At 46.7% G+C, this 21692-nt stretch carries 19 protein-coding genes; 5 read left to right on the top strand and 14 right to left on the bottom strand.

The genetic code is table 11. The annotated features are described in order from the left end of the window. Positions 1 to 22: 22 nt before the first annotated feature. Positions 23 to 2206, top strand: coding sequence for a VWA domain-containing protein (locus QUA78_RS07255; RefSeq protein ID WP_333398698.1), 2184 nt, complete (start codon positions 23 to 25; stop codon positions 2204 to 2206). A gap of 62 nt (positions 2207 to 2268) precedes the next feature. Here the strand turns inward: QUA78_RS07255 and QUA78_RS07260 are convergent, their stop codons facing one another. Continuing rightward, positions 2269 to 2595 carry a PEP-CTERM sorting domain-containing protein gene (locus QUA78_RS07260; protein WP_333303967.1) on the bottom strand — a complete coding sequence of 109 codons (327 nt, stop codon included), beginning with the start codon at positions 2593 to 2595 and terminating at the stop codon, positions 2269 to 2271. Between the two features lie 526 nt (positions 2596 to 3121). Between QUA78_RS07260 and QUA78_RS07265 the strand changes: the two genes are divergently transcribed. After that, positions 3122 to 3850, top strand: a complete 729-nt coding sequence (locus QUA78_RS07265; RefSeq protein WP_333303969.1) for a Bax inhibitor-1 family protein — start codon at positions 3122 to 3124, stop codon at positions 3848 to 3850. 248 nt (positions 3851 to 4098) lie between these two features. Continuing rightward, complete coding sequence (locus QUA78_RS07270; RefSeq protein ID WP_333303970.1) at positions 4099 to 5682, top strand: tetratricopeptide repeat protein; 1584 nt, start codon at positions 4099 to 4101, stop codon at positions 5680 to 5682. 216 nt (positions 5683 to 5898) lie between these two features. On the opposite strand, the gene QUA78_RS07275 is transcribed toward QUA78_RS07270, so the two are convergent. From QUA78_RS07275 to QUA78_RS07290, 4 genes are all read right to left on the bottom strand, one after another. Then, positions 5899 to 7422 carry a metallophosphoesterase gene (locus QUA78_RS07275; protein WP_333303971.1) on the bottom strand — a complete coding sequence of 508 codons (1524 nt, stop codon included), beginning with the start codon at positions 7420 to 7422 and terminating at the stop codon, positions 5899 to 5901. Positions 7423 to 7530: 108 nt separating this feature from the next. Further along, positions 7531 to 8067, bottom strand: a complete 537-nt coding sequence (locus tag QUA78_RS07280) for a hypothetical protein (protein WP_333303973.1) — start codon at positions 8065 to 8067, stop codon at positions 7531 to 7533. Between the two features lie 899 nt (positions 8068 to 8966). Then, on the bottom strand, positions 8967 to 9935 hold the full coding sequence (locus QUA78_RS07285; protein ID WP_333303974.1) for a sigma-70 family RNA polymerase sigma factor: 969 nt from the start codon (positions 9933 to 9935) through the stop codon (positions 8967 to 8969). A 622-nt stretch (positions 9936 to 10557) separates the two neighbouring features. Then, positions 10558 to 11304 (bottom strand): Uma2 family endonuclease, encoded by a 747-nt coding sequence (locus QUA78_RS07290; RefSeq protein ID WP_333303975.1) that lies wholly within the window; start codon positions 11302 to 11304, stop codon positions 10558 to 10560. Positions 11305 to 11504: 200 nt separating this feature from the next. Between QUA78_RS07290 and prfB the strand changes: the two genes are divergently transcribed. Both prfB and rpsU read left to right on the top strand, forming a co-directional pair. After that, positions 11505 to 12639 (top strand): peptide chain release factor 2 gene (gene prfB, locus QUA78_RS07295; protein ID WP_333303976.1). Its coding sequence is split into 2 segments (ribosomal slippage): positions 11505 to 11576 and positions 11578 to 12639, totalling 1134 coding nucleotides; the frame shifts between segments, so codons are not numbered across the junction. A gap of 173 nt (positions 12640 to 12812) precedes the next feature. Next, the gene (rpsU, locus tag QUA78_RS07300) at positions 12813 to 13007 is read left to right on the top strand and encodes a 30S ribosomal protein S21 (protein WP_006632476.1); all 195 of its coding nucleotides are present in this window, start codon (positions 12813 to 12815) and stop codon (positions 13005 to 13007) included. A gap of 2 nt (positions 13008 to 13009) precedes the next feature. On the opposite strand, the gene QUA78_RS07305 is transcribed toward rpsU, so the two are convergent. From QUA78_RS07305 to opcA, 9 genes are all read right to left on the bottom strand, one after another. Continuing rightward, complete coding sequence (locus QUA78_RS07305; protein ID WP_333303978.1) at positions 13010 to 14479, bottom strand: AtzE family amidohydrolase; 1470 nt, start codon at positions 14477 to 14479, stop codon at positions 13010 to 13012. Between the two features lie 14 nt (positions 14480 to 14493). Further along, a complete protein-coding gene (locus QUA78_RS07310; RefSeq protein WP_333303979.1) occupies positions 14494 to 14670 on the bottom strand; it encodes a DUF4089 domain-containing protein in 177 nt (58 codons plus the stop codon). A 110-nt stretch (positions 14671 to 14780) separates the two neighbouring features. Beyond that, positions 14781 to 15239, bottom strand: a complete 459-nt coding sequence (locus tag QUA78_RS07315; protein WP_333303980.1) for a KGK domain-containing protein — start codon at positions 15237 to 15239, stop codon at positions 14781 to 14783. A gap of 95 nt (positions 15240 to 15334) precedes the next feature. Continuing rightward, positions 15335 to 15787: a hypothetical protein gene (locus QUA78_RS07320; RefSeq protein ID WP_333303982.1), complete on the bottom strand. Its 453-nt coding sequence runs from the start codon at positions 15785 to 15787 to the stop codon at positions 15335 to 15337. Positions 15788 to 15798: 11 nt separating this feature from the next. Beyond that, positions 15799 to 16107, bottom strand: coding sequence for a hypothetical protein (locus QUA78_RS07325; protein WP_333303984.1), 309 nt, complete (start codon positions 16105 to 16107; stop codon positions 15799 to 15801). A 26-nt stretch (positions 16108 to 16133) separates the two neighbouring features. Then, entirely contained in the window at positions 16134 to 17399 is a 1266-nt protein-coding gene (gene codA / locus QUA78_RS07330) for a cytosine deaminase (RefSeq protein WP_333303985.1), read from the bottom strand. Positions 17400 to 17611: 212 nt separating this feature from the next. Continuing rightward, positions 17612 to 18103 (bottom strand): ureidoglycolate lyase, encoded by a 492-nt coding sequence (locus QUA78_RS07335; RefSeq protein ID WP_333303987.1) that lies wholly within the window; start codon positions 18101 to 18103, stop codon positions 17612 to 17614. Positions 18104 to 18330: 227 nt separating this feature from the next. Further along, entirely contained in the window at positions 18331 to 19914 is a 1584-nt protein-coding gene (locus tag QUA78_RS07340; RefSeq protein WP_333303989.1) for a cobyrinate a,c-diamide synthase, read from the bottom strand. 355 nt (positions 19915 to 20269) lie between these two features. Further along, complete coding sequence (opcA, locus tag QUA78_RS07345) at positions 20270 to 21634, bottom strand: glucose-6-phosphate dehydrogenase assembly protein OpcA (protein WP_333303990.1); 1365 nt, start codon at positions 21632 to 21634, stop codon at positions 20270 to 20272. Positions 21635 to 21692 lie beyond the last annotated feature (58 nt).

A 21692-nucleotide genomic window follows, 5' to 3' on the forward strand; every position in this document is an offset into this window, starting at 1 on the left:
AATTTTTACATCCGAAAATCCTATGCCCGCAGCCAACCTTAGCCCTTCCACCACAGCCTTTCCCCTCACCGCCGTAGTCGGGCAAGAAGCAATCAAATTAGCCCTGCTGTTAGCAGCAGTCGATCCCGGATTGGGAGGAGTGGCGATCGCAGGCCGCCGCGGGACAGCCAAATCAGTAATGGCCCGCGCCTTGCACTCCTTACTGCCACCCATTGAAATTGTTAAAGACTCTTTTTGCAACGCCGAACCTAATGAAAATATTGAACAAAAGGCATCTTCTCTATTGGAAGAAAGCGGGCAAGATGCCCACACTACCGATACTAATTATCCAAATACAGAAATAATTCCCACACCATTCATCCAAATTCCTTTGGGTGTCACAGAAGACAGACTCTTGGGTTCCGTTGATGTCGAACAATCAGTAAAATTCGGCCAAACCGTATTTCAACCAGGACTTTTAGCCCAAGCAAATCGAGGGGTACTTTATGTAGACGAAATTAACCTCCTCGATGACAACATTTCCAACCAATTGCTAACAGTATTAACCGAAGGTCGCAACCAAATAGAACGCGAAGGAATTAGCTTCCAACACCCCTGCAAACCTCTATTTATCGCCACTTACAACCCCGAAGAAGGGCCGCTCAGAGAACATTTGCTCGATCGCATCGCGATCGTACTTTCAGCCGACGCAGCACTCGAACTAGAAGAAAGAGTCTATGCAGTAGAACAAGCTTTATCCTACTCCAGCTCCCCCCAAGAATTTCTCAATCAATACGCCGAAGACACCGACAACCTCAAAACCCAAATCATCCTAGCCAGAGAATGGCTCAAAGATGTCAGCATTAAACGCGAACAAATTGCCTACCTAGTAGAAGAAGCCATCCGGGGCGGCGTTCAAGGACACCGCGCCGAAATATTCGCAGTCCGCGTCGCCAAAGCGGCAGCAGCCATCGAGGGACGCACAGAAGTTAACGCCGAAGACCTGCGCCGCGCCGTAGAATTAGTCATCGTACCCCGCGCCACCATCATCCAAACTCCCCCAGACGAAAACTCTCCTCCTCCTCCCCCCCCACCGCCTCCCCAAAAGCAGTCAGAACAAGAACAAGACGAACCAGAAAACGAGCAAGAAGACGAAGAAGACCAAGAGGATGAAGACAACCCGGAACCTGAAGAAGAACCAGAAAAAGATACCATTCCTGAAGAATTTCTCTTCGACCCCGAAGGCGTAATTCTCGACCCCAGCGTGCTTTTCTTCGCCCAAGCTGCTAACCGCCAAGGCAAATCGGGCAGTAGAAGCACCATTTTCTCTGAAGATAGAGGCCGTTACGTCAAGCCAGTATTGCCCAAAGGCCCCGTCCGCCGCATCGCCGTTGACGCAACCCTCAGAGCCGCCGCACCCTACCAAAAAGCCCGCCGCGACAGGAATTCTAACCCCCCCCAACCCCCCCTTAGCAAGGGGGGCCAACAGGCGAATCAACCCCCCCTTGCTAAGGGGGGGCAACAGGCGAGTCAACCCCCCCTTGCTAAGGGGGGGCAAGGGGGGGTTGAGCGCCGTGTATTTGTGGAACAGGGAGACATTCGGGCGAAGCGCTTGGCCAGAAAAGCTGGAGCTTTAGTCGTCTTTGTCGTCGATGCCTCCGGTTCGATGGCCCTCAACCGGATGCAGTCGGCCAAAGGTGCAGTCATGCAGCTACTCACAGAAGCTTATCAAAGCCGCGACCAAGTTGCTCTGATTCCCTTTCGCGGAGAACAAGCAGAAGTGCTGCTACCGCCGACTCGCTCGATAGCCTTGGCCCGCAAGCGCTTAGAAAGGTTGCCCTGCGGCGGCGGTTCTCCCTTGGCCCACGGTTTGACTCAAGCAGTGCGCGTGGGAGTCAACGCGCGTCAGTCTGGAGATATCGGTCAAGTTGCGATTGTCGCCATTACCGACGGGCGCGGTAATATTCCTTTGGCTCGTTCTTTGGGCGAACCGATTGTAGATGGAGAAAAGCCAGATATTAAAGCTGAATTATTAGAAATTGCTGCGAAAATTCGCGGTTTGGGAATGCAGTTGCTGGTGATTGATACCGAGAGCAAGTTTATTTCTACTGGCTTTGCGAAGGAGTTGGCCAAGACTTCTGGAGGGAAATACTATCACTTGCCCAAAGCTACCGAACAGTCGATCGCAGCTATGACTAAAAATGCTCTGCGCGACGCGATCGGCTAAAATCCTGATACCCGTATTTATCTGCTGTTAAAAATCCAAAAATTAGACTTTTGGTCAAAAGTCTAATTTTTAACTCTCACTCTCCGGCGACTCACAGCCAGCGAACCCGCAACTAAACCCAACCCTACCACAGTCGAAGGCTCGGGAATTTTGACGGGCAGAGGCACCTGCCTTGCGGTTCCCGGACTCGGGCTGGGAGAAGTTGTACCTTGTCGGAGTTGACCGATTTGAGCCAGCAGCAAATTTTCTGAACCCTGCCCTGAAGCAGCGGTAAAAACGGCTCCGACATTAGCCGCAACGGCAGCTTGACTGCCGGAAATCACAGCGGCGGCAGCCAATAAAATTCCGGCGGCAGTTGGCAATAATTTGCTAGGAAAAAAGGTGGGCATTGGACATTACCTGTTTAGCATTTTGTCTGTCGAACTCGATCTCTCGATCGTTAATTTTTTGGGCATTCCCTGTCTGAGCTACCTTAGCAACTAACCAAACCGATTTTAGATTTTAGATGATTGCGGTTTCCCGTCCCTAATTTCAACTAAGTCGCAAATCAAAAACCTAAAATCAACTGCGGCCCCTACCTCTACCATAGAGTCCTCAATCCCAAATAGTAAATGCCAAATCCAAAATTGATTGAGCTTACTTATCTGCGATTCGATCGACTTTAAGCTTGCCCCTCGCCGCAGATAACGCCGGCTCTTTAACCTCAATTATAGCTATGCCGCGACGCGCAACGGTGCAAGAGGGCGACACGGCACAGACTTGTACGCAGTCGATTATAAACAATCGATCCCTGCTTGGGAGTGATTTCACCCCCGTTCTTTATCAAATCTTTAAACTCTTTCAGGTTTTGCAAACAAAGTGTAAAGCTGTCAAAATGATAGATAGCAATTCTCAGCCAAAATTAGGTAAATCCTCGTGAGTAACACTAGCAATTTTCGCGAAGCCGTGCGCGAGGCCAAAAACCAAGCGCTAGTAGGCCCCAACGTCATCGCCAACGCTCTCCCCTTTGTCGGCGGCGGACTCGTCTTAACTGCGGTAGGCGCCTACGGCGGTCTCGGAGTGATCCGCAACTATCCCGGGATCTTCTTTCCCACCTTCATCGCCGCGATCGTCGTAGAATTAATTCTGTTCTTCGTCGCCCGCGGTGCCGCCGAACAAGGCAACAAAAATACCGCTTTGCCCCTGCTGGCAACTTACAGCCTGCTTTCCGGCTACACCCTCAGCGGATTGGTATTTACAGCCCTCAGAACCCAAGGCGTCGGCATCTCCGGCATCGGTTTTGCAGCCCTCGGCTGCGGCATTACCTTTATCGCCGCCCGCCAAATTGGCTCCAACCTTTCTGAAGAAGACGGCATGGCCCTCACCAAAACTATCAGTTTAGGTGTCATTGCTTTGTTAGTCGTCGTTGGCGGTCAGTTTCTGCTATCTCTATTTGGCATCTACACCCCAACTTGGTTGGAAATTGGCATTTCCGGCATCGGCGTATTTCTGTTCGCCGGCGCTGCGATCGTCGATTTTTACATATTACCCCGCAGCTACCGCGACGACCAGTATTTGCCCGCCGCTCTGTCGATGTACTTGACTTACATCAACTTGTTCATCTTTATTCTGCGCCTGCTGATTGCTCTCAACGGTCGCGATTAATAATTGAAACTTTAGCTTAAAAAAAAACCGCGGCTCGATCGACATCGGGCCGCGGTTTTTGATTAAGATTTACCACCAAGATATTCCTCATTGCCTCCTCTATCCCTCATTAATAAAACTTATCTCATGTTCCCAGCCGGCAGACATGAGGTATAATTTTAATTTTTAATCACTCAATCAAAACTCTTGTTATCTAATTGTGTCGATCGCGATTTCAACATTCATAAAAAATTAATTGGGGAAAACTCATGTACTTAAAATATGAAGATATCAGGAGAGTCAGCGTAGAAATTACCTCCCGGTGCAATGCAGCTTGCCCGCAGTGCCCCCGCACCGACAACCCGATTTTGCCGGGGGCGGAATTAAAGATGGAGGATATTGAGAGAATTTTCCCAAAAGATTTTTGCTCTCAGTTGGATTTGGTTTATATGTGCGGCAACTACGGCGATGCTATGACTAGCAATACTACAATTCCGGCGATCGAATATTTGCACCGCATGGGAGTTCCTCATATCTCCCTGTACACCAACGGTAGCGGACGCAATCGCGACTGGTGGCAAGCCCTGGCACAGGCGATGACAGGAGAAGACGATCGCGTAATTTTTAGTATCGACGGGTTGGCTGATACTAACAGCATCTACCGCCAAAATACCAACTGGGACAGGATAATGCAGTCGGTTAATGCCTTTATCCAAGCTGGCGGAAAAGCTGTATGGCACTACTTGATATTTGAACACAACCAGCACCAAGTAGAAGCAGCACGGGATTTAGCCCAACAATTAGGATTTGTCGAGTTTGTACCGAAAGCTACCTCTCGTTTTGTGGCGAAAGAGATTTATGACAAAGAGTCCGCAAATCAACAGCCTCAGAAGCCAGAAAACTCTCAGGTAGATGCTAAGAGCGATCGCCCAAACCAACCAGCAACAGCTAATGTAGCAGCCCCTCAGCATCAAGAACAGGCCGCGCTTCAGTTCCACCGACAAGCTGAGGAACGCTTGAAACAAGGACAGCTCTCAGATGCGATCGCAGCCAGCCAACAAGCCCTAAAAATTCAACCTAATTTTGCAGCAGCCTGGAAAACTTTAGGCAATGCTGTTCAAGGTTTGGGGAAGATGCAAGCAGCAGCAGACTGTTACGCCAAGGCACTTAAAATTCAGCCTAATTTTCCAGAAGTTTATGCTAATGTCGGCAGTCTTTATGCTCAACAGCAACAGTGGCAGCCAGCTAGTGCTTATTACCAAAAGGCGATCGAGCTTAAACCCAATTTTGCCGGAGCTTATCGCAATTTAGCTAAAGTGTTGACGCAGTTGGGGCAACCAGAAAAAGCAAATTATGCTTGGTATCAAGCTATAGCTATCGAAACCTCTCAAGCAACAGAACCCACTCCTTCTGTCCCATCAAAGCCAGCCAGCGAAGAACTTCAACCCCCATCCTTGGAACAATATAAAAACCCACAGGGAGACCAATTTATCCAAGCTGTAGAAACATTTGGTAGCCTAAATAATTACTACCGCAATGTAGAAATTAGCTGTCAAACTCAAGCCAGCAAAGAGATTTTCATCAGTTTTGAAGCGGAACTCTGGCCTTGCTGTTGGGTAAGCCATACTAAATACGCTGTTTACAACCACACTTACAGACCGCAAATGCTGGCTTTAATTGAAAAGTACGGAAATGGTTTTAATTCTCTCAGAACTCAATCGGTGAAAGATGCGATCGCCAGAGATTGGTTTCGCGAAGACCTCACAAAAAGTTTTTCCTGTTCCAAAAGGTTGGACGTATGCGCTCACGAATGCGGTAAAACTTTCAATTCAACAGGTTCGCAGTATATCTAGCAATAAACCTGTAGGGCTGACTCTCACAGGTACAGCCCCTACATACTGTTGGCGATCGCCCGTCAGCGCAAGGAGTCAAAGAAATTGCTGAAATAGATTGCGGTGCACAAGTTCTTGACGACCTCGACTCAATAATAATGCAAGGACGATCGTCCTTGGATTATTATCCCAAGTTAAATGGGTAGCCGATTTTTGGAGAAATAAAACTTGTGGATATTACAAAACAAACTTCACGAAAAAGGGATGACCCTTAGGTGTAGGTTTATTAAGTTCACTCCAGTTCTCTCCATCATTGGAAGTGTAGAAGTTGGCACCTGAACATTTGTTCTTGCTGATGCCGGTAGGACAAGCATAGGTCAAAGTCATAGAGCGACCCCCTCCCGAATAGATTACACTACCTTCTGAGCCAAATATCCCCGCATAATCCTGTAACCAGAACTTTATTTTTTGACCTGGAATAATCTGCTGAGGGGGACTGACGACATAATGACCGCGCTTATTTGTAGGTGGTTGAGTTAAATTCAATGTAGACGTTCCGTTGGAGTTGTCAATAGTGACATAACAAGAATAATCCATCGATATTGCCGAAAAAATCACTGAGTCGGGAAGAGCAGAATAAGGGCTTATTTGATAAGATGTATTCTGCTTAATCACCTGATAAATACTAGCTTGACAGTTATCTGTATCAACCACTGAGAAATTAACCCCTTGAGGCGGAATATCAAGACTTGAAGGACATTCAAAACCATTATTAGCGTACTTAACAAAACCATTGGTTATACCTAGCTTGGGGGTATGGGTATGTCCTAAAACAATCAAGTCTGAGTCATAAATTAGAGCAGATCGTTGGGCAAACCAAGCAATATAAGTCCCATTTAAATCGGCGATCGCAGATTTTGCCGTGGCTGATATACCATCTTTACCGCCTCCCCAATCAGAAACCCACTTGTTCTGCAAATTACGGTACACTTCCTTCGCTTGTGCCATAGTGGTTGTGTGACCGTTTGGTAAGATAATCGGCTTATCTTGCGGGATTCCAGTCACTTCCATAATGTAGTCGAGAACTAAATTAACTAACCCCATAGATCCCGAAGAAATTGCGGCATCAACTGAGGAGACTAACCCCTGTAAATTCATTGAGTTAGGAGCACCTTGACCCTGCAAATCAGCAACAGTTTGTCCGGGTTTAAGTGTTTTGTTTAACATATAAGCCACTGAGCGGGTAATGAAATAGCCGAGAGGTAATGGGCTAATTTCAGTGTCGAGGTAGGGGGCATTAAACATCGTAAATATATGCCCGTGAGTAAAGGCAATCTTTTTGCCTCCGGCAGTCTGGACATAATAAGTTGGGTTGGGAGAATATTGGACTTTATAATTTGATGAAGTTGGAATTTGGTGCAAATCATGTTCAGTGATTTCCATATCATGGTTGCCATTGACATAAGTCACCTTTCCTTGTAGAGCCGTCAAAGCCTGACTTAACTTTCCATCCACTCCAAAAATATTGGGATTAGCGTTTAGGAAATCAGTAAAAGTAGGGGGTCGCCGATCGGGAGGATAAGTCCAAGAATCGAATATATCACCGAGTAAAATTAGCTCTTGAATTGAGTCTGACTCACGAATAACATAATCTAGTATGGCTGATAGATATGGTTCGTGGAAGTCTTTTTGATACCAGTTTGTGGGTTCATTGGTACTGATGTGTATGTCACTTAAGACAATAATTTTATTCTTTGGCATTTTTATTCATCTCTTGATAAGTGGCTAAAAAAAATCTTGTATGTCGGGCTTCTCTGTAGTTTAACCCTACATACAAGATCGGGAAATCGGACTGAAATTGCTGCGTTTTTAGGAACGAGAAATCCGATAGCGAAGTGTGTAATCCCAGTTGGACCAACCACTGCCCCCTAGTTTCTGTATTAGCCAGGAGCGCTCCTCCTTGGAGGGTCCTGTGGCGGAAATTTCTAATTCGGTAGTACCCAGTAAGTCATCTTTATCCAAACTACTGAAAAAGCCTACCCCCTTTGTAACTACTCCAAGAATCATTCCCGCCGTAGCTCCTACACCTGTCGCTGATAAAACAGTTGAAACAGCACCGCTAATTCCGCTAACTACCGAGCCGTACTGAGCCCAGTCTTTTGCAGCATCTTCGTCGTAAGCCTTTATTCCGCCTTTGACGCTTTGTCCTTGTGGGACTTCGCCTTCAAATAAAACGCTTTCGCCTGCAGGGAATGTTTTCCTTTGCTTGTCATTGATACTGATAGGCTTCGTCAGAATTGGCTTTACGACTGTCCCGCCTGCCAAAGCACCAACGAGATAAAACTCGTCAGCACCAGTTACATCTTCAGTATCTCGGCAATAAACATCAATTAATTCGATTTTCATCCTGACCATATTTTTTTCTGCCTACTGTGTTTAGTGTTGTGATGAGAAGGGCATTTTATTAATTAGCATCTGAACGCTTTTTTCGTGCCCTTCACATCTATAAGACGATTACAGAGACTCATTTGTGAATTTTGAGATGTAGATTTTTTTTTCCTTAACATGACTTACGCACGCTTCTCCCTAAAAAACCCGGTTTCTCATTCTCATCCTCAAGCTAAAATGACGAAATTACGTTAAGAAACCGGGTTTTTCCGTCCTGGACTACTTAACTGAATGCACCTCATAAAACTAGACGCAAGAAACAGAGATTTTTCGGAGTATATCGGGAATTATGCATAATCTCCAGGTGCAGGGCAACCACGGGGGATTGCCCCTACAAAACGCTATATATATGAAGAGCGTAAGTCCTCTATATGTTGGAACTTTTCCGGGTGTCTCGCCGTCAAAGCTAAAAGGAACCCATGACAAAACCAACCATCAGGTAACTGAGGCTGAAGTTGCGTTCCCTATTAAGAGACACTAAAGTTTTGTTTAATTCAGTCCTGGACGCAACAATCCTAGGAATAGGGGCAACCACGGCGGGATTGTCCCCTACAAAACGCTATATGTAGAGGCTGTGCGTCCAGGACTGTAATAGTCTGAAAAAATTGCCAGCAGTATCCCTCTCAACTTGGCTAAAATGCCAAGAGATTTCAGGAAAAAGTGTTCGCAACTCTTTCAAAAACCCTCAATGCAGAACCAACGCAATTATGTCATTCTGAACGCAGCGCAAGCGTTGTGAATCATCGGGCGAGATCCTTGGCTACACTACAGTTCCTTAGCAAAGGACTCAGGATGGCAACAAAGCGTTTGTGTCCAAGACTGTTCTGGAAATATGCGCTTTTGTATTCTGCTATTCTTTAGATGGAAAAGAGCCAAAAGCCGCCACTATCCATCCACACCCGCCAGCACTGATGGGAATGTAGTCGATCTAGCTTGCTGACAATCGAAAAATTTCTATATTGAATCTTGATTAAAGCCTGTGTTAGCTGCCAAATATACAGCGTCGCCTCAAACCACCGAAAAGCATTTTGCTTGAATTCTAATTTCCGATCGGATTGGGCCACAACCATCACCGACTCTCTCTGCGGCTGGGATGGTGTTACCTCCTGCGGTTCCTCGCTGACCACTATCTCTACTTCCTCTACTACTGCGGATAAGATAATAGTCTCGATCGCACTAGCTTCAACTCCCACCCTCTTTTTCGACTCTTCCTTTTTTGGAGACTCCTCCCCATCAGTAGAATCATCCCCCATCCAATATCCCCTTAACTCTTTTCGCAGAATAGCCCGCGCCTGCGAGATGCGTTTGGAGACATTCTGGTAGGAAATATCTTGCTGTTGGCTAATCTCTTGATGAGAGAGTTCTTGATAAAAGTGCAGGATAAAAGTCTCGCGCATCTTCTGGGGTAAGTTATCGATCGCGCGGCGAACCACCATGTTTTTCTCGCCCCTCTCCAGAGCGCCCAGGGGCGTATCGTGCAGAGAAACCAGTTCTATTTCCTCGACTGAGGCGATCGCTTCTATATTCTCAACTCTTGTCGCGGGGCGATCGCGCGCGCGATGAATATCAATGCAGAGATTACGAGTCAGCCGCGTCAGCCAAGCCTTAAAATTGGGAATTTTCCCCTCATACTTTTGTACCTTTTCCCATGCTTTGAGCATCGCCAGACTGAGGGCATCTTCAGCATCGGTTGGGTTATAGTTCATCCACTTGAAACAGCAACGATAAAGATCATTTTTATACTGCTGCCAAAATGACCAAAAAACCGTGCTGATATCTTCTGAGCTATCTCCTGAAAACGTAGTTACTTGAGAATCTAAATTCATATCCCTATCAAACTGACTCCTTTTGAGTAGTATGCACGCAGCAAAAAACGCTCTAGATTCTTATGCTTCCAAAACAGGCAGTTAATACAATTAGGCTTTGATGCAGATAGCAGAGGGTACAAGGACAAGGGCTGAATTAATTTAAGCGTACATTCACCAAAAAACTTCACTATTTATTATTCAATTGTTGAGCTCAACGCCAAATAGATAAAGTTGGTATGTTTGTGTAAAGTTATATTGCTGTGAGGCGCAAGTTGCACAATTAGTTGGTTTTGTCAATATACTAAATTGGTCAATTAATTGCCCAACTATAGCTAAAGGCTGGTTCCAAAAAACAGGTTTTTGTAAAAATACGGTCTCTGGGGGAGCGGCCCAACACAGGAGGGAGCATTTAGATATAAACTCTCCTCACCCTTCTTTAAATTTGCACATTTGGGATGCGATGCTCGCGCATAATCGCAGATAGACTTGGGCAGAAGTCTATTAGCAATGGAAAGTGGCTAATACCAATTCACTGTTTCACGGAACAAATCGAGGAAGTGTTACGCGGGAGCTATGGGGGGAACGTTGTTAATTCTATCGGGACGCTGGTTTTAATCGGGTAAAGCGATCGCATTTCAAGTTAGATTTCAGGTAGGTTATCAGGATCGATCCCTTGCGATCGCAAATACTCAGCTAGGCGTTCGGCTCGCTGTTGTAGACCCTCAGCTCGCTGTCGTTCTACCCTCAACTGCTCGCGCATCTGCCCCGCTGCTGCATCCGGCAGGGGATAGACATTTCCTGACTCGTCGTACCAAACCAGAATTTCTTGCTCGATGCCCCCAATAACTTGCTGAGATCGCCCTAGGCCCAGTCCCACTTCTGGCATCCAATAGGGTTCGCCAATCTGCTGCCGATACTGCCCGTCAATCAGCTTGTACACTTCAAACGGTTGATGCCGATCGCGCCGCCAAAATTCGGGGTTGTAAATAATGTAGTACAAAACTCCTAAACCGGTATAAATCGACATCTTCTCGTCGTACTCCCCACCGGGTTTGTGAGACACCATTTCCAATGCTACGATCGGCACAACCTCGTTTTCTTCCCAGACAGCATAGCTGCGGCGAGATTTGCCCCCTTTTCTGCGTTCCACCCCCAAACTGAGAAACCCGTCGGGGACGACAGGCACTTTGGGACTGATTCCCGTCGTGTGATACACCGCCATATCCACCCCAAAGTACCAATCCATGCGAGCCGACCAAATGCTGGTCAGGACAAACAACAATAGGTTCGGCAGCAGATTCTGGTCTTCGTTATCCACAGGGGTATCGTCCGAACAGGGCAGGTCTTCGGTGGACGGCAAGCTGAATTTTAGTTCTGGGGAAATCATGGTAATTGACTCCCATTGAGATCGTTAACCTGATTCTAGATTCTAGCAACTTTTTTTTATTTTTAATTTTTAATGCGGTAAAGTTTTTAATACAACGGGTTCGCACTATATCTAATTAGGAAGAAGCAATAACATTTTGTTGAAAGATCCCAATTTCAGCTAAAATCAAAAATAAACCCCACAACGCCGGAGAACTAACAGTGGAAGTTCTAGACATCAAACACAATATCGAAACATTGTCCGATCGACTGGGTGCAACCCAGGACTATCTTTGACATCCCCGCACTCACAGCCAAAATTCAAGACTTAGAGCAAATCTGCGCCCAACCAGCATTTTGGGACGACCAAGATCGAGCTCAAGAAACCCTCCAAGAACTTAATGACTTCAAATCTCATTTAGACCAATATCGCGGCTGGCAAACGAGCTTGGAAGATGCTAAAGCTATTTTAGAACTGCTGGAGTTAGAAGCCGACGAGTCCTTGTTCCAAGAAGCCTCATCGAGTCTTTCTCAGTTAAGCCGCGAACTCGACCAGTGGGAACTGCAACAATTACTATCTGGGCCCTACGATGAAGGCGGCGCTGTTTTGACGATTAACGCCGGGGCAGGCGGCACAGATGCTCAAGATTGGGCGGAAATGCTGCTGCGGATGTACACCCGCTGGGGGGAAAGTCAAGGTTACAAAGTACATTTAATGGAAATTTCCGAGGGAGAGGAAGCAGGTGTTAAATCGGCTTCTTTGGAAATTGTCGGCCGTTACGCTTACGGTTATATGCGATCGGAAAAAGGCACTCACCGCTTGGTCAGAATTTCGCCTTTTAATGCTAACGACAAGCGTCAAACCAGTTTTGCGGGCGTCGAAGTGATGCCAATTCTCGATCGATCCGTCAAGTTGGACATTCCAGAAAAAGATTTGGAAATCACGACTTCCCGCGCGGGCGGCAAGGGCGGGCAAAATGTTAACAAGGTAGAAACCGCAGTCCGCATCGTTCACCTTCCTACTGGTTTGGCCGTCCGCTGTACAGAAGAACGCAGTCAGTTGCAAAATAAGGAAAAAGCTTTGGCATTACTCAAGGCTAGGCTGTTGGTGATTGCTAAGGAACAGCGGGCTTCGGAAATTGCCGAGATTCGCGGCGACATGGTGGAGGCGGCTTGGGGAAACCAAATTCGCAATTACGTGTTTCACCCATACCAAATGGTCAAGGATTTGCGTACTGGGGTGGAAACAACCGCCATCGAAGATGTGATGAACGGCGAATTAGACCCGTTTATTCAAGCTTACCTGCGGCAGGAAAATCAGTTGATAGCCCAAACCGATGCAACCGCGCGAATATAATTCCCGCTTTCACATACAAAGCCCCCCTGCGCGGACTAAAGAATCAAGAGCGGTGATGGCAGCGGATTTGGTATAATTTTGGGGTTTTGGTCGATCGCCCGACCTTCAACAGGTCGCGCCGTCAAAAAGCTTGATATGATAAAACTTGATCTAACAAACACTAAGGAGAAAGAATGACCCAAGTTGTAATAGGCGAAAATGAAGGGATTGAGTCAGCCCTACGACGGTTTAAGCGGCAAGTTTCCAAAGCGGGTATTTTCCCCGACATGAGAAAGCACCGCCACTTTGAAACCCCCTTGGAAAAGCAGAAGCGCAAAGCTATTGCCAGAAGGACTAAGAGACGCTTCCACCGCAACAACAAACCCTAGAATTAGGGGTCAATTGATTCGGCAGATATAATGCCTTGCGATTCAAGTACCGCAGCGACTCGGAGAATCACCGCTTCGCTGTAGGGAGCACCAATAATTTGTACCCCCAAGGGCAAAGCGCCGGGCCGCTGTACGGGCACGCAAAGAACGGGCAAGCCAATAAATGATAGGGGTTGGGTGAACAGTCCGAGATTGGGACGCACTAAGATTTCTTGTCCCGCTATTACCATTTTCTCGACGCCAATTTCAGGGGCAGCAATCGGGGTTGCGGGTGCGAGGATGATGTCTGTGTGTTGGAATATTTCGCGAATTCGATCGCGGTACCACTGTCTGAATCTCTGCGCTTGCAAGTACCAAGTCGCAGGGATCAGGGTTCCCGCTAAAAAGCGATCGCGCGTCGCCGGATCGAAGTCTTGAGGGCGCGATCGTAAATTGTCTAAATGCAAGTTTCCCCCCTCGCAAGCGGTAATGATAAATGCCGCAGCCCGGGCGCGATCGGATTCCGGTATGCTGACAGTTGCAAGCCCCCCTATTTTTGGGGGGTTTGTTGTTTTTTCTGTGCTTATACCACCATCCAAGGCATTTGTCAAGGCTTTAGCAACTATTTCTACAGCATCCATTGCTTCCGGTTCGGCCCCTGCGGCGAAATACCCGTCAGCAACAGCAATTCGCAATCCTTCGATGCCTTGATTTAACTGCGGCGAACAAAGTTCAGGCCGGCGTTGAGTGCAAACTGGGTCGCGAGAATCAGGGCCTTGCAGGATATCGTACAGCAGCGCCATATCTCCGATCGATCGCCCAAACGGCCCCACACAATCCAAACTACCCGAAAATAGATAAGCGCCAGCCCTCGACAAACGGCCGTAAGTAGGCTTAAACCCAAAGACACCGCACAAAGCAGCCGGTACGCGGATGGAACCATTAGTATCAGAACCGAGAGTGATGGGTACAAAACCGGCGGCGACTGCTGCTGCGGAACCGCCGCTGGAACCGCCGGCGATGCGGGTAGTATCGCGGGGATTGCGAGTCGGCCCGTAGTGGCTGTTTTCGGTAACGAAACCGTAGGCGTACTCGTCCATGTTGAGCGTACCTACGAGCACAGCCCCGGCTTGCTTGAGTCGCGCGACCACCGCCGCGTCCTGGGTAGCCGGAGGATTGTCAGCGTTGATTTTTGACCCTGCTAGAGTAGTAATTCCGCCGATGTCGAACAGGTTTTTGACTGCGAAGGGAACGCCTGCTAAAGGGCCTGGGTTTTGGTTATTTGCGATCGAATTATCTATATTTTCGGCTGCTGCGAGTGCGCTTGATGCAGTGATTGCAGTAAAGCAATTAAAAGCTTTATCCTTAACAGCAATCCGTTCCAAAGCAGCACTTACCGCCTCTGTAGCCGTAACCTTACCACATTTAACAGCCGCTGCCGTAGCAACCGCATCAGCCTTCTCTAAAAAACATCTGCGTTCATCTGCGTTCATCTGCGGTTAAAAATCTAAGGTTCAAACACCGGCGCGAGTTCTACTTCTGGGGGTAAGGGGAATTCAGTAACGAGTCGGGCGATCGCAGCTATCCTCTCGAAGTTTACCACAACACCGGGCCGATGTTCCGGGTCAAACGGTAAGTTTATCAGTTCGGCCGTGCGATCGACATATTCTTCTATATTTGTCATTAGTCCCTCCCAAAAAAACATCCGCGTACATCTGCCCTCATCTGCGGTTGAAAATCTAAGATTCAGATATACGTGCGATCGATTATTGTATTGTAATCGCGATCGGGCTGTCAGTTATTATTGCTCAGTTTTTTGTATTCCTCGGATTGTCTGATATCATCTAGAGGCGATTTTTGCTCTGGTGGTTCATCAGGACAAAACTTTATAGATGTCTGCGTTTCCTTAGAATTTATATTTTTATTGACTTCGATTTGAACCTTTCCTTTTTCCCAACCCTTGGAACCAATTTTGAGGACTTGACAATCGATTCCTTCTTTAGGGGAGTTCCACTTTATATCCCCTCCCATAATTTTTGTTTCTTCGTTAATACACAGTTCTCTCATCCAATTCATTACTGATATCTGGCGAGATTCCTTTTGTGCAGTAAGCCCAAGTATCTCACTAAACTTGCTAGCGGCTAGCTCTTTAAACCTTCGTACCAGAAAAGTTGCTTGATTGCCGACGAATAACAAAACATCATCATCACCCACTGCCTCATAGTTCTTATTGGTTTCAAGTCTTTCGTTCATTTTTTTGACCTAATTATGCTGATTCCTATGTGATACCATTTGAAGGTATGTGAGTCAAGGTGGTAAGAAACAATTTGCGATCGCACTTTTCCCACTCAAACACTGACAGTTTCCCGCAACTTTTCAACTGCAACATCCAGCGGAGGCAAATCAAAATCCTCAGCATCCATCAGTTCCTTAACCTTCTCAAAAATCTCAACCTCCGCCTCTTCTTGGTCTGTCAGCTTATCATAAAAATAAGGATCTGTAAACCACTGTTCAAACGCTATCATTAACAAACCATTGGGCGAAAGTTCAAACCGCCAATACTTAGAAACCCTACTGTCAACCACTTCAAACATCGGCGCCGGATTATGGATGGGATAATAGCTATAATTATCATTGCAGATGTAGTACCAAATAGTCCCTTTCCATTCTCGGATAGCATAAACAACATATTCCTTGCCTATAGTTAGCGGTAACTCAACTGTTCTAGTGTAACCGCGTGGCGGATCTATATATTTGTCAGGGAGAGATTCACCCGTATTAGCAATACAACGAATTTTCATAACTTGATTATCTACAGATTTTTAGGGGCTGTTTTGGGATACTGTCGCTTGAACTTAAACTCCACATCTTGAAGAGTCTGACTGTTCCGAAACCAATGGACTTGTACGGAAGATCCATTAATTTCAAAAGCCTCAATACTTGTCATTTTATCCCAATCTTCAGAATTTCCGCCATAAACAGCCATAAGTCTCGCTGCATCTCCCAACAATCTATCTGTACCGCAATGAATTACTATGCAATTACCAGCCTTAGCATCTTGCAGTAGCAGTTGCTCCTGCAAATTTCTCGGACTCTCATCGGGAATAGCACCTTGATTCACAATTTAACAGATTAAAATATTGTTTGTCAAATACCATGAAAACTAATTTTAGCAGGTTCTGTTTCCGCCAGCAACTTACCCCGCGAAATCACATACCGAACAGCAGCGCGCCTCCTAATTGCATCATAACAATCCTCAGCATCCAACACAATCAAATTTGCAGTTTTCCCCGCCTCTATCCCATAATTATCATCTCCCAGATTGAGAGTTTTAGCACCGTTGACAGTGACCATATTAAAACAAGCTGCAATCTCAGCCATTCCCGTCATCTGACAAACATGAACCGCCATATGAGCGACATCCAACATATTTCCCGTACCTAAACTATACCAAGGATCTTGCACGCAGTCGTGGCCAAAACTCACATTCAATCCCTGCAGCCACAACTCCTTAACCCGCGTCAACCCACGGCGTTTGGGATAAGTATCAGCGCGGCCTTGCAGGGTGATATTAATTAAAGGATTGGCAATAAAATTAATTCGCGATTTTGCCAAACTTCCCATCAGCTTAAAGGCATAAGCATTGTTGTAAGAACCGAAAGCCGTCGTGTGGCTAGCCGTCACCCGCGAACCCGCCCCGCTTCTAATCGCACAAGCTGCTACCACCTCCAAAAATCTCGACTGTTCATCATCGATTTCATCGCAGTGAACATCTATTAATCTATTGTATTTTTCAGCAAGTTCAAAAATTCGCTCAACCGACTTCACCCCATCTTCCCGCGTCAACTCATAATGCGGAATCCCGCCCACAGCATCCGCACCCATATCCAGAGATTTCTCTAAAAGTTTGTCATTTTCTGAACTTCCGTAAATCCCGTCTTGAGGAAAAGCCACAACTTGCAGAGTCATCCAATCTTTGACTTGTTCTCGAACTTCCAAAAGTCCTTGCAAAGCAGTCAGCGTCGGTTCGCTAACATCAGCGTGACTCCTGACAAACAAAATCCCTTGAGACGCTTGCAGCCTTAAAGTTTCAACAGCCCGTTTTTTGACATCATCCAGAGTTAAACTTTGCTTTCGTTCCCCCCAGATTTGAATTCCCTCAAACAAAGTGCCGCTTTGATTCCATCGCGGTTCCCCCGCAGTCAAAGCCGAATCGAGATGAATGTGCGACTCCACAAACGGGGGACTGACTAATTTGCCTTGAATTTCGATTTCGGATTCTCCCAATTCGGGAATCTGCGGCGATACGGCGGCTATTTTGTCCCCATATATGGCGATATCCACTGTTTGACTGTCGCCCGCACCTAACAAACGACATTCGCGCAGAACAATGCTATACTTTTGCTCAGGCATGACAATTGCACCTATTTTAACAATGGTAAACTTTATCTTTAAAGCGTCGCCATTCAGCCTAGTGAGGCCAAAAGAATTCCCCAATCACTTGCGAACCCCCTCCTTCTCCTCCTCTGCGTCCTCTGCGCCCTCTCCGGTTAAAAAATCTTACTCAAAAAACCCACCTATAACCATAATCACCAAAAAGAAAGCGCAACTACAAATCGCCAACATCAGACAATCTCAAACTCCAGATTGTGATTTTTAACAAAATCAAAGGTAAAATGGTCAACTAAATTAGTATCGCTCAATTCCAAATTGTAAAAATCAACAAAATCCGCATCAAAATACGGCCCAGCGTGCCAAGTTCCCACATCTAACTTAATAAAACAATTGCCCGGAATCCGAAAAGCAGCCATATCCTCTAAACTCGGTTTATAGCTATCCCCAGGAGGCGCAACCGCCATCAACCAATCCTTCCCATCCAAAGAACCCAAACACTGAGTACATTGAACGTGCCTCGTAATTAGACGAAATTTGCGACCTTTCTGGTGCAGCCGCATAATGTAAAATCTAGGAATCCCATTTTGCAAGTTTAACTGAGCATCGTCAGCATCGAAAAACTTGCCGTCCACAGCCGCAAAAATAACTTGACCGTAACTCCGAAAATTCTCCGGTGTCACCCATTGTTCCAACAATTGCTTAGTCGAAATTGATTCGCTCATAAATCCCAACATCCCTAGCTCGATCCGTCATAAATATTCTAATATAAATAGTAAGACCACTGGATTTATACTCTGGAAACAGCCAGAAATAGGCTTTTTGAGTTGTTCCACAAAAAACTTAATTGATTTACTTCCAAATCGCTACAGACATAACCCATCATGCCCTTCCTCTTCCTTCTCTTCCTTAGCGACCTTCGCGTCTTCGCGGTTCGTTAAAAAAATATTATTTAAGTCCGATCGCCCAAAACACCCTTACAATCAAAATCAGCACACTGCTGCAAAAAACGAGCCGGAATATCAGGTCGAGCACCCCAATGCAAATGCAAATAAGAAGCGTGTACCTGACAAACTCCCCAACCTTCAGCAACCGCCTCAACCTCCCCCCGCTTGCCATACCTCCAACTGTGATAAACTGGATTACTCGGTTCCACACTTAAATGCGATCGATGAAACTCATGTCCCCAAACCTCATCAAGAGCAGTTAACACCGAACTATCCCTCACCGCCACAGCTTCTCGGTATCCCAGCGTCAAACGCTTTCCCATCGCAGCAGCAGTTTCCAACAAACCTACCCCTTGCCAAGAATTGCCATCGAAGTCTACAATAGAATCGCACAAATACATCAAACCGCCGCACTCCGCGTAAGTCGGCATTCCCGAAAAAATCGCACTTCTTACCGCATCCCGAATTAAAACATTACCGCTCAAATTTTGAGCAAACACTTCGGGAAAACCACCACCAAAATATAACCCTTGCACGTTGTCGGGAAAAACCGAGTCATCAAGGGGACTCCAAAATACCAACTCCGCACCCAACTCTTCCAACAAATCAAGATTGTCCTGATAGTAAAAATTAAAAGCCCGATCGCGCGCAACTGCAATCCTCACTCCAAATTGTTTACCCAAAGAGTTGACAACATCATCTTTTTGAGTTATAATAACCGAAGGGAGACTGTGCCTACCCAAAAGTTGCTCAGACCCCTCACCCCCCCCATTTCGAGTTGCAGCCAACCAAGGCAAAAGTTGCTCCCAGTCAAAACTAACAGCAGCCAAATCAGCCAGTTTATCGATCGCAGCATGAAGATTCGGCAACTCCTCAGCAGGAATCAGCCCCAAATGTCGATCGGGAATAGTAACAGCCTCATCCCTGCGCAAAACGCCTAAAATAGGTAAATTGAGCGGTTGGAGAGCATCTTGAAGCAGTTCCAAATGTCGATCGCTCGCCACCCGATTCAGCACCAAACCAGCGAATTTAAGGTCAGGGTTAAAAGAACGAAAACCGTGGGCGATCGCAGCCACAGAACCAGAGAGCCTGCTGCAATCTATCACAAACAATACCGGCAAATTCAGCAAATAAGCCACATGAGCCGTAGAAGCAAAGGAAATAGAATAGTGTTGTTTTCCTTCTGGCTTCCTTAAATCCGTTAAATCCGTTAAATCCTTTACATCTCGTACAACCGTTGCCGAACTTCTATCCGTTACATCCGTTACGAAATCCGTTGCCGAACTTTCTTCTTCTTTCTTCCGAGAAACCCCATCAAATAGTCCCATCACCCCTTCAACTAAGGCATAATCGACATCTTGAATATGACGAGAAAAACACTTTTTTACATAAGATTCAGACGTTAATACCGGGTCTAAATTCCGACAGGGGCGACCAGTAACAAAAGCATGAAACATCGGGTCAATGTAATCGGGGCCAACCTTAAAAGATTGAACATTCAAGCCGCGACGGATTAAAAAAGCTAAAAGGGCGATCGTTACAGTAGTCTTTCCCGCCCCGCTGCGTTCGCCAGCAATTACTAAAGCCATAGTTCTAGATTAGTTACAAAAAATACAGAAATCAAACAGGTGATAAAATTATGAGTATTGGTCTTGAACTTCTCAAATAATACCAATTTAACGAAACGCGAAGACGCGAAGGGCGCGAAGGAAGAATGAGAAGAATAGAGGTAATTGCGTTGCTTTTTGGAAGTAATTTAGAGTTTTGAGTCAAAGAACATTATTAAGTTCAAAACTCATAACTTAAAATTCATAACTCCTAAAAAAGTAGGGCAGACATTGCCTGCCCCACTGAATATTAACTCAATCCTTCATCCTTCTTCCCTCTTCCTGACATCCGTTACATCCGTTACATCCGTTACACAATCCGTTGCCGAACTTCTTTTTACCGCTTAGCTAACTTCAGCATTTGAGCCGTCACTGCCAAACTTTCTTCGTAAAGCACATCTCGGCCCCAACTCTGCAAGTGCTGGCCCAGCAACTGTTCCGTCACCTGATCGAACAGAGGACTCACCTGGTTAAACCGATCGGTTTGAGCGCCGCCCTTCGTTTCCATCCGCATACAGCCGCCGACTTCCGAACACAGAACCGTACCGCAGTCAGCCTTTTCGTTCGTAGAATTCAAACGCAGAGCAATCAAATCGCCCGGGACATCGCCCGTATCAGCAGTAGGAATAGCAGCCAACTCCGCTTCTACAAACCGTTCGTCCGGCCCCGCGAATTTAATTCGCTTGATTTGGTAATCCCCCTCTTCCTGTTTGAAAGCAACAGGACGCCACTGAAGCCGGCTCGCCAGCCAACCTAAATACATCAGCGCTTGCGTAGAATTGTCCTGTTCGTAATCGATCGTCACCCGATCGATTTCCCGAATCGCAGCGCGACGTTCCGGGGCGTCAAAAGCCTCAGCAGCCAACTCCTGCCATGCGGCCAGCCGGCGCCAATTCAGATCCGCGATCGGAATTCCCTCCTCGATCAGACTTTGCATCAACAGCAATTCGGCTTCACACTCGGCAAAGCTGCTAGAGTCAACAATCACAGAACTGCTAATTGCCGCCAGCCGCTGGAACAAAACTCGATCGGCATCAGGATTCGCTTTCCACCACAGCAGCGTCGGCAAATCCGGGATCGTCAACGCCGTCACGATGCCGCTCACCCGTTCCAAAGCAGCTTCCGTACCCCGCAGCGTAATGTACTCGCAGCAGATCAGATTGCCAGTGGTGCGCTTGTGAACCGGACAATAAGCAGCCACTTGAGCCTGCACGCCCGTATCTTCCCCCGCCGTCGGGCACAGAGCAATAATCCGGCAGGGATTGGCAGCCACAATCGCATCAGCTACACCCGAACCCCCGGAACCCAAGCCACTCGAGCCCATCTCCTCGCCTTTTGAATTTTTGCGAGCCACTTCTTCCCGCAAAGTCGCCAGCAATTCAGCGTTAGGTTTGCCAGTTCTCGGCAGCCCGTAAGCTTTTTGAGCTGCCCTGATGCTAGATGCCGTCATCGGCCCGGTAATACCGTCCACTGGCCCGTCGTAAAACCCCAGATCCGCTAATAACCGCTGAGTTTCTTCGGGTTCGTAGACTACAAAAGTAAAAGTTGTTGCCCTACTAGCGATCGGAACATCGCCCTTTGACCCTGATTCTCTGTAACTTTCCCAAATTTGACTCAATTCGGCCTCTATTTGGTCGAGCGATACATCTTTAGGATTTTGCAGCGAAACCAGAGGCGGAGCTTTAATCGGTGTCATCGTCATAAATCTTTTCTCCTTTGTTATTAGTCATCTGTTATTAGTCATCGGTCATTACTCATTA

It is taken from the genome of Microcoleus sp. K4-B3, assembly GCF_036704615.1.
Taxonomy (GTDB): domain Bacteria; phylum Cyanobacteriota; class Cyanobacteriia; order Cyanobacteriales; family Microcoleaceae; genus Microcoleus.

Excerpts from the sequence above, each read along its gene's own strand:
- codA (WP_333303985.1), bottom strand. The coding sequence starts at position 17,399 with ATGCCTGAGCAAAAGTATAGCATTGTTCTGCGCGAATGTCGTTTGTTA.
- QUA78_RS07340 (WP_333303989.1), bottom strand. The coding sequence starts at position 19,914 with ATGGCTTTAGTAATTGCTGGCGAACGCAGCGGGGCGGGAAAGACTACT.
- QUA78_RS07260 (WP_333303967.1), bottom strand. The coding sequence starts at position 2,595 with ATGCCCACCTTTTTTCCTAGCAAATTATTGCCAACTGCCGCCGGAATT.
- QUA78_RS07285 (WP_333303974.1), bottom strand. The coding sequence starts at position 9,935 with ATGAATTTAGATTCTCAAGTAACTACGTTTTCAGGAGATAGCTCAGAA.
- QUA78_RS07305 (WP_333303978.1), bottom strand. The coding sequence starts at position 14,479 with ATGAACGCAGATGAACGCAGATGTTTTTTAGAGAAGGCTGATGCGGTT.
- QUA78_RS07280 (WP_333303973.1), bottom strand. The coding sequence starts at position 8,067 with ATGAAAATCGAATTAATTGATGTTTATTGCCGAGATACTGAAGATGTA.
- QUA78_RS07320 (WP_333303982.1), bottom strand. The coding sequence starts at position 15,787 with ATGAAAATTCGTTGTATTGCTAATACGGGTGAATCTCTCCCTGACAAA.
- QUA78_RS07275 (WP_333303971.1), bottom strand. The coding sequence starts at position 7,422 with ATGCCAAAGAATAAAATTATTGTCTTAAGTGACATACACATCAGTACC.
- rpsU (WP_006632476.1), top strand. The coding sequence starts at position 12,813 with ATGACCCAAGTTGTAATAGGCGAAAATGAAGGGATTGAGTCAGCCCTA.
- QUA78_RS07290 (WP_333303975.1), bottom strand. The coding sequence starts at position 11,304 with ATGATTTCCCCAGAACTAAAATTCAGCTTGCCGTCCACCGAAGACCTG.
- QUA78_RS07255 (WP_333398698.1), top strand. The coding sequence starts at position 23 with ATGCCCGCAGCCAACCTTAGCCCTTCCACCACAGCCTTTCCCCTCACC.
- QUA78_RS07270 (WP_333303970.1), top strand. The coding sequence starts at position 4,099 with ATGTACTTAAAATATGAAGATATCAGGAGAGTCAGCGTAGAAATTACC.
- QUA78_RS07315 (WP_333303980.1), bottom strand. The coding sequence starts at position 15,239 with ATGAACGAAAGACTTGAAACCAATAAGAACTATGAGGCAGTGGGTGAT.
- QUA78_RS07335 (WP_333303987.1), bottom strand. The coding sequence starts at position 18,103 with ATGAGCGAATCAATTTCGACTAAGCAATTGTTGGAACAATGGGTGACA.
- opcA (WP_333303990.1), bottom strand. The coding sequence starts at position 21,634 with ATGACGATGACACCGATTAAAGCTCCGCCTCTGGTTTCGCTGCAAAAT.
- QUA78_RS07310 (WP_333303979.1), bottom strand. The coding sequence starts at position 14,670 with ATGACAAATATAGAAGAATATGTCGATCGCACGGCCGAACTGATAAAC.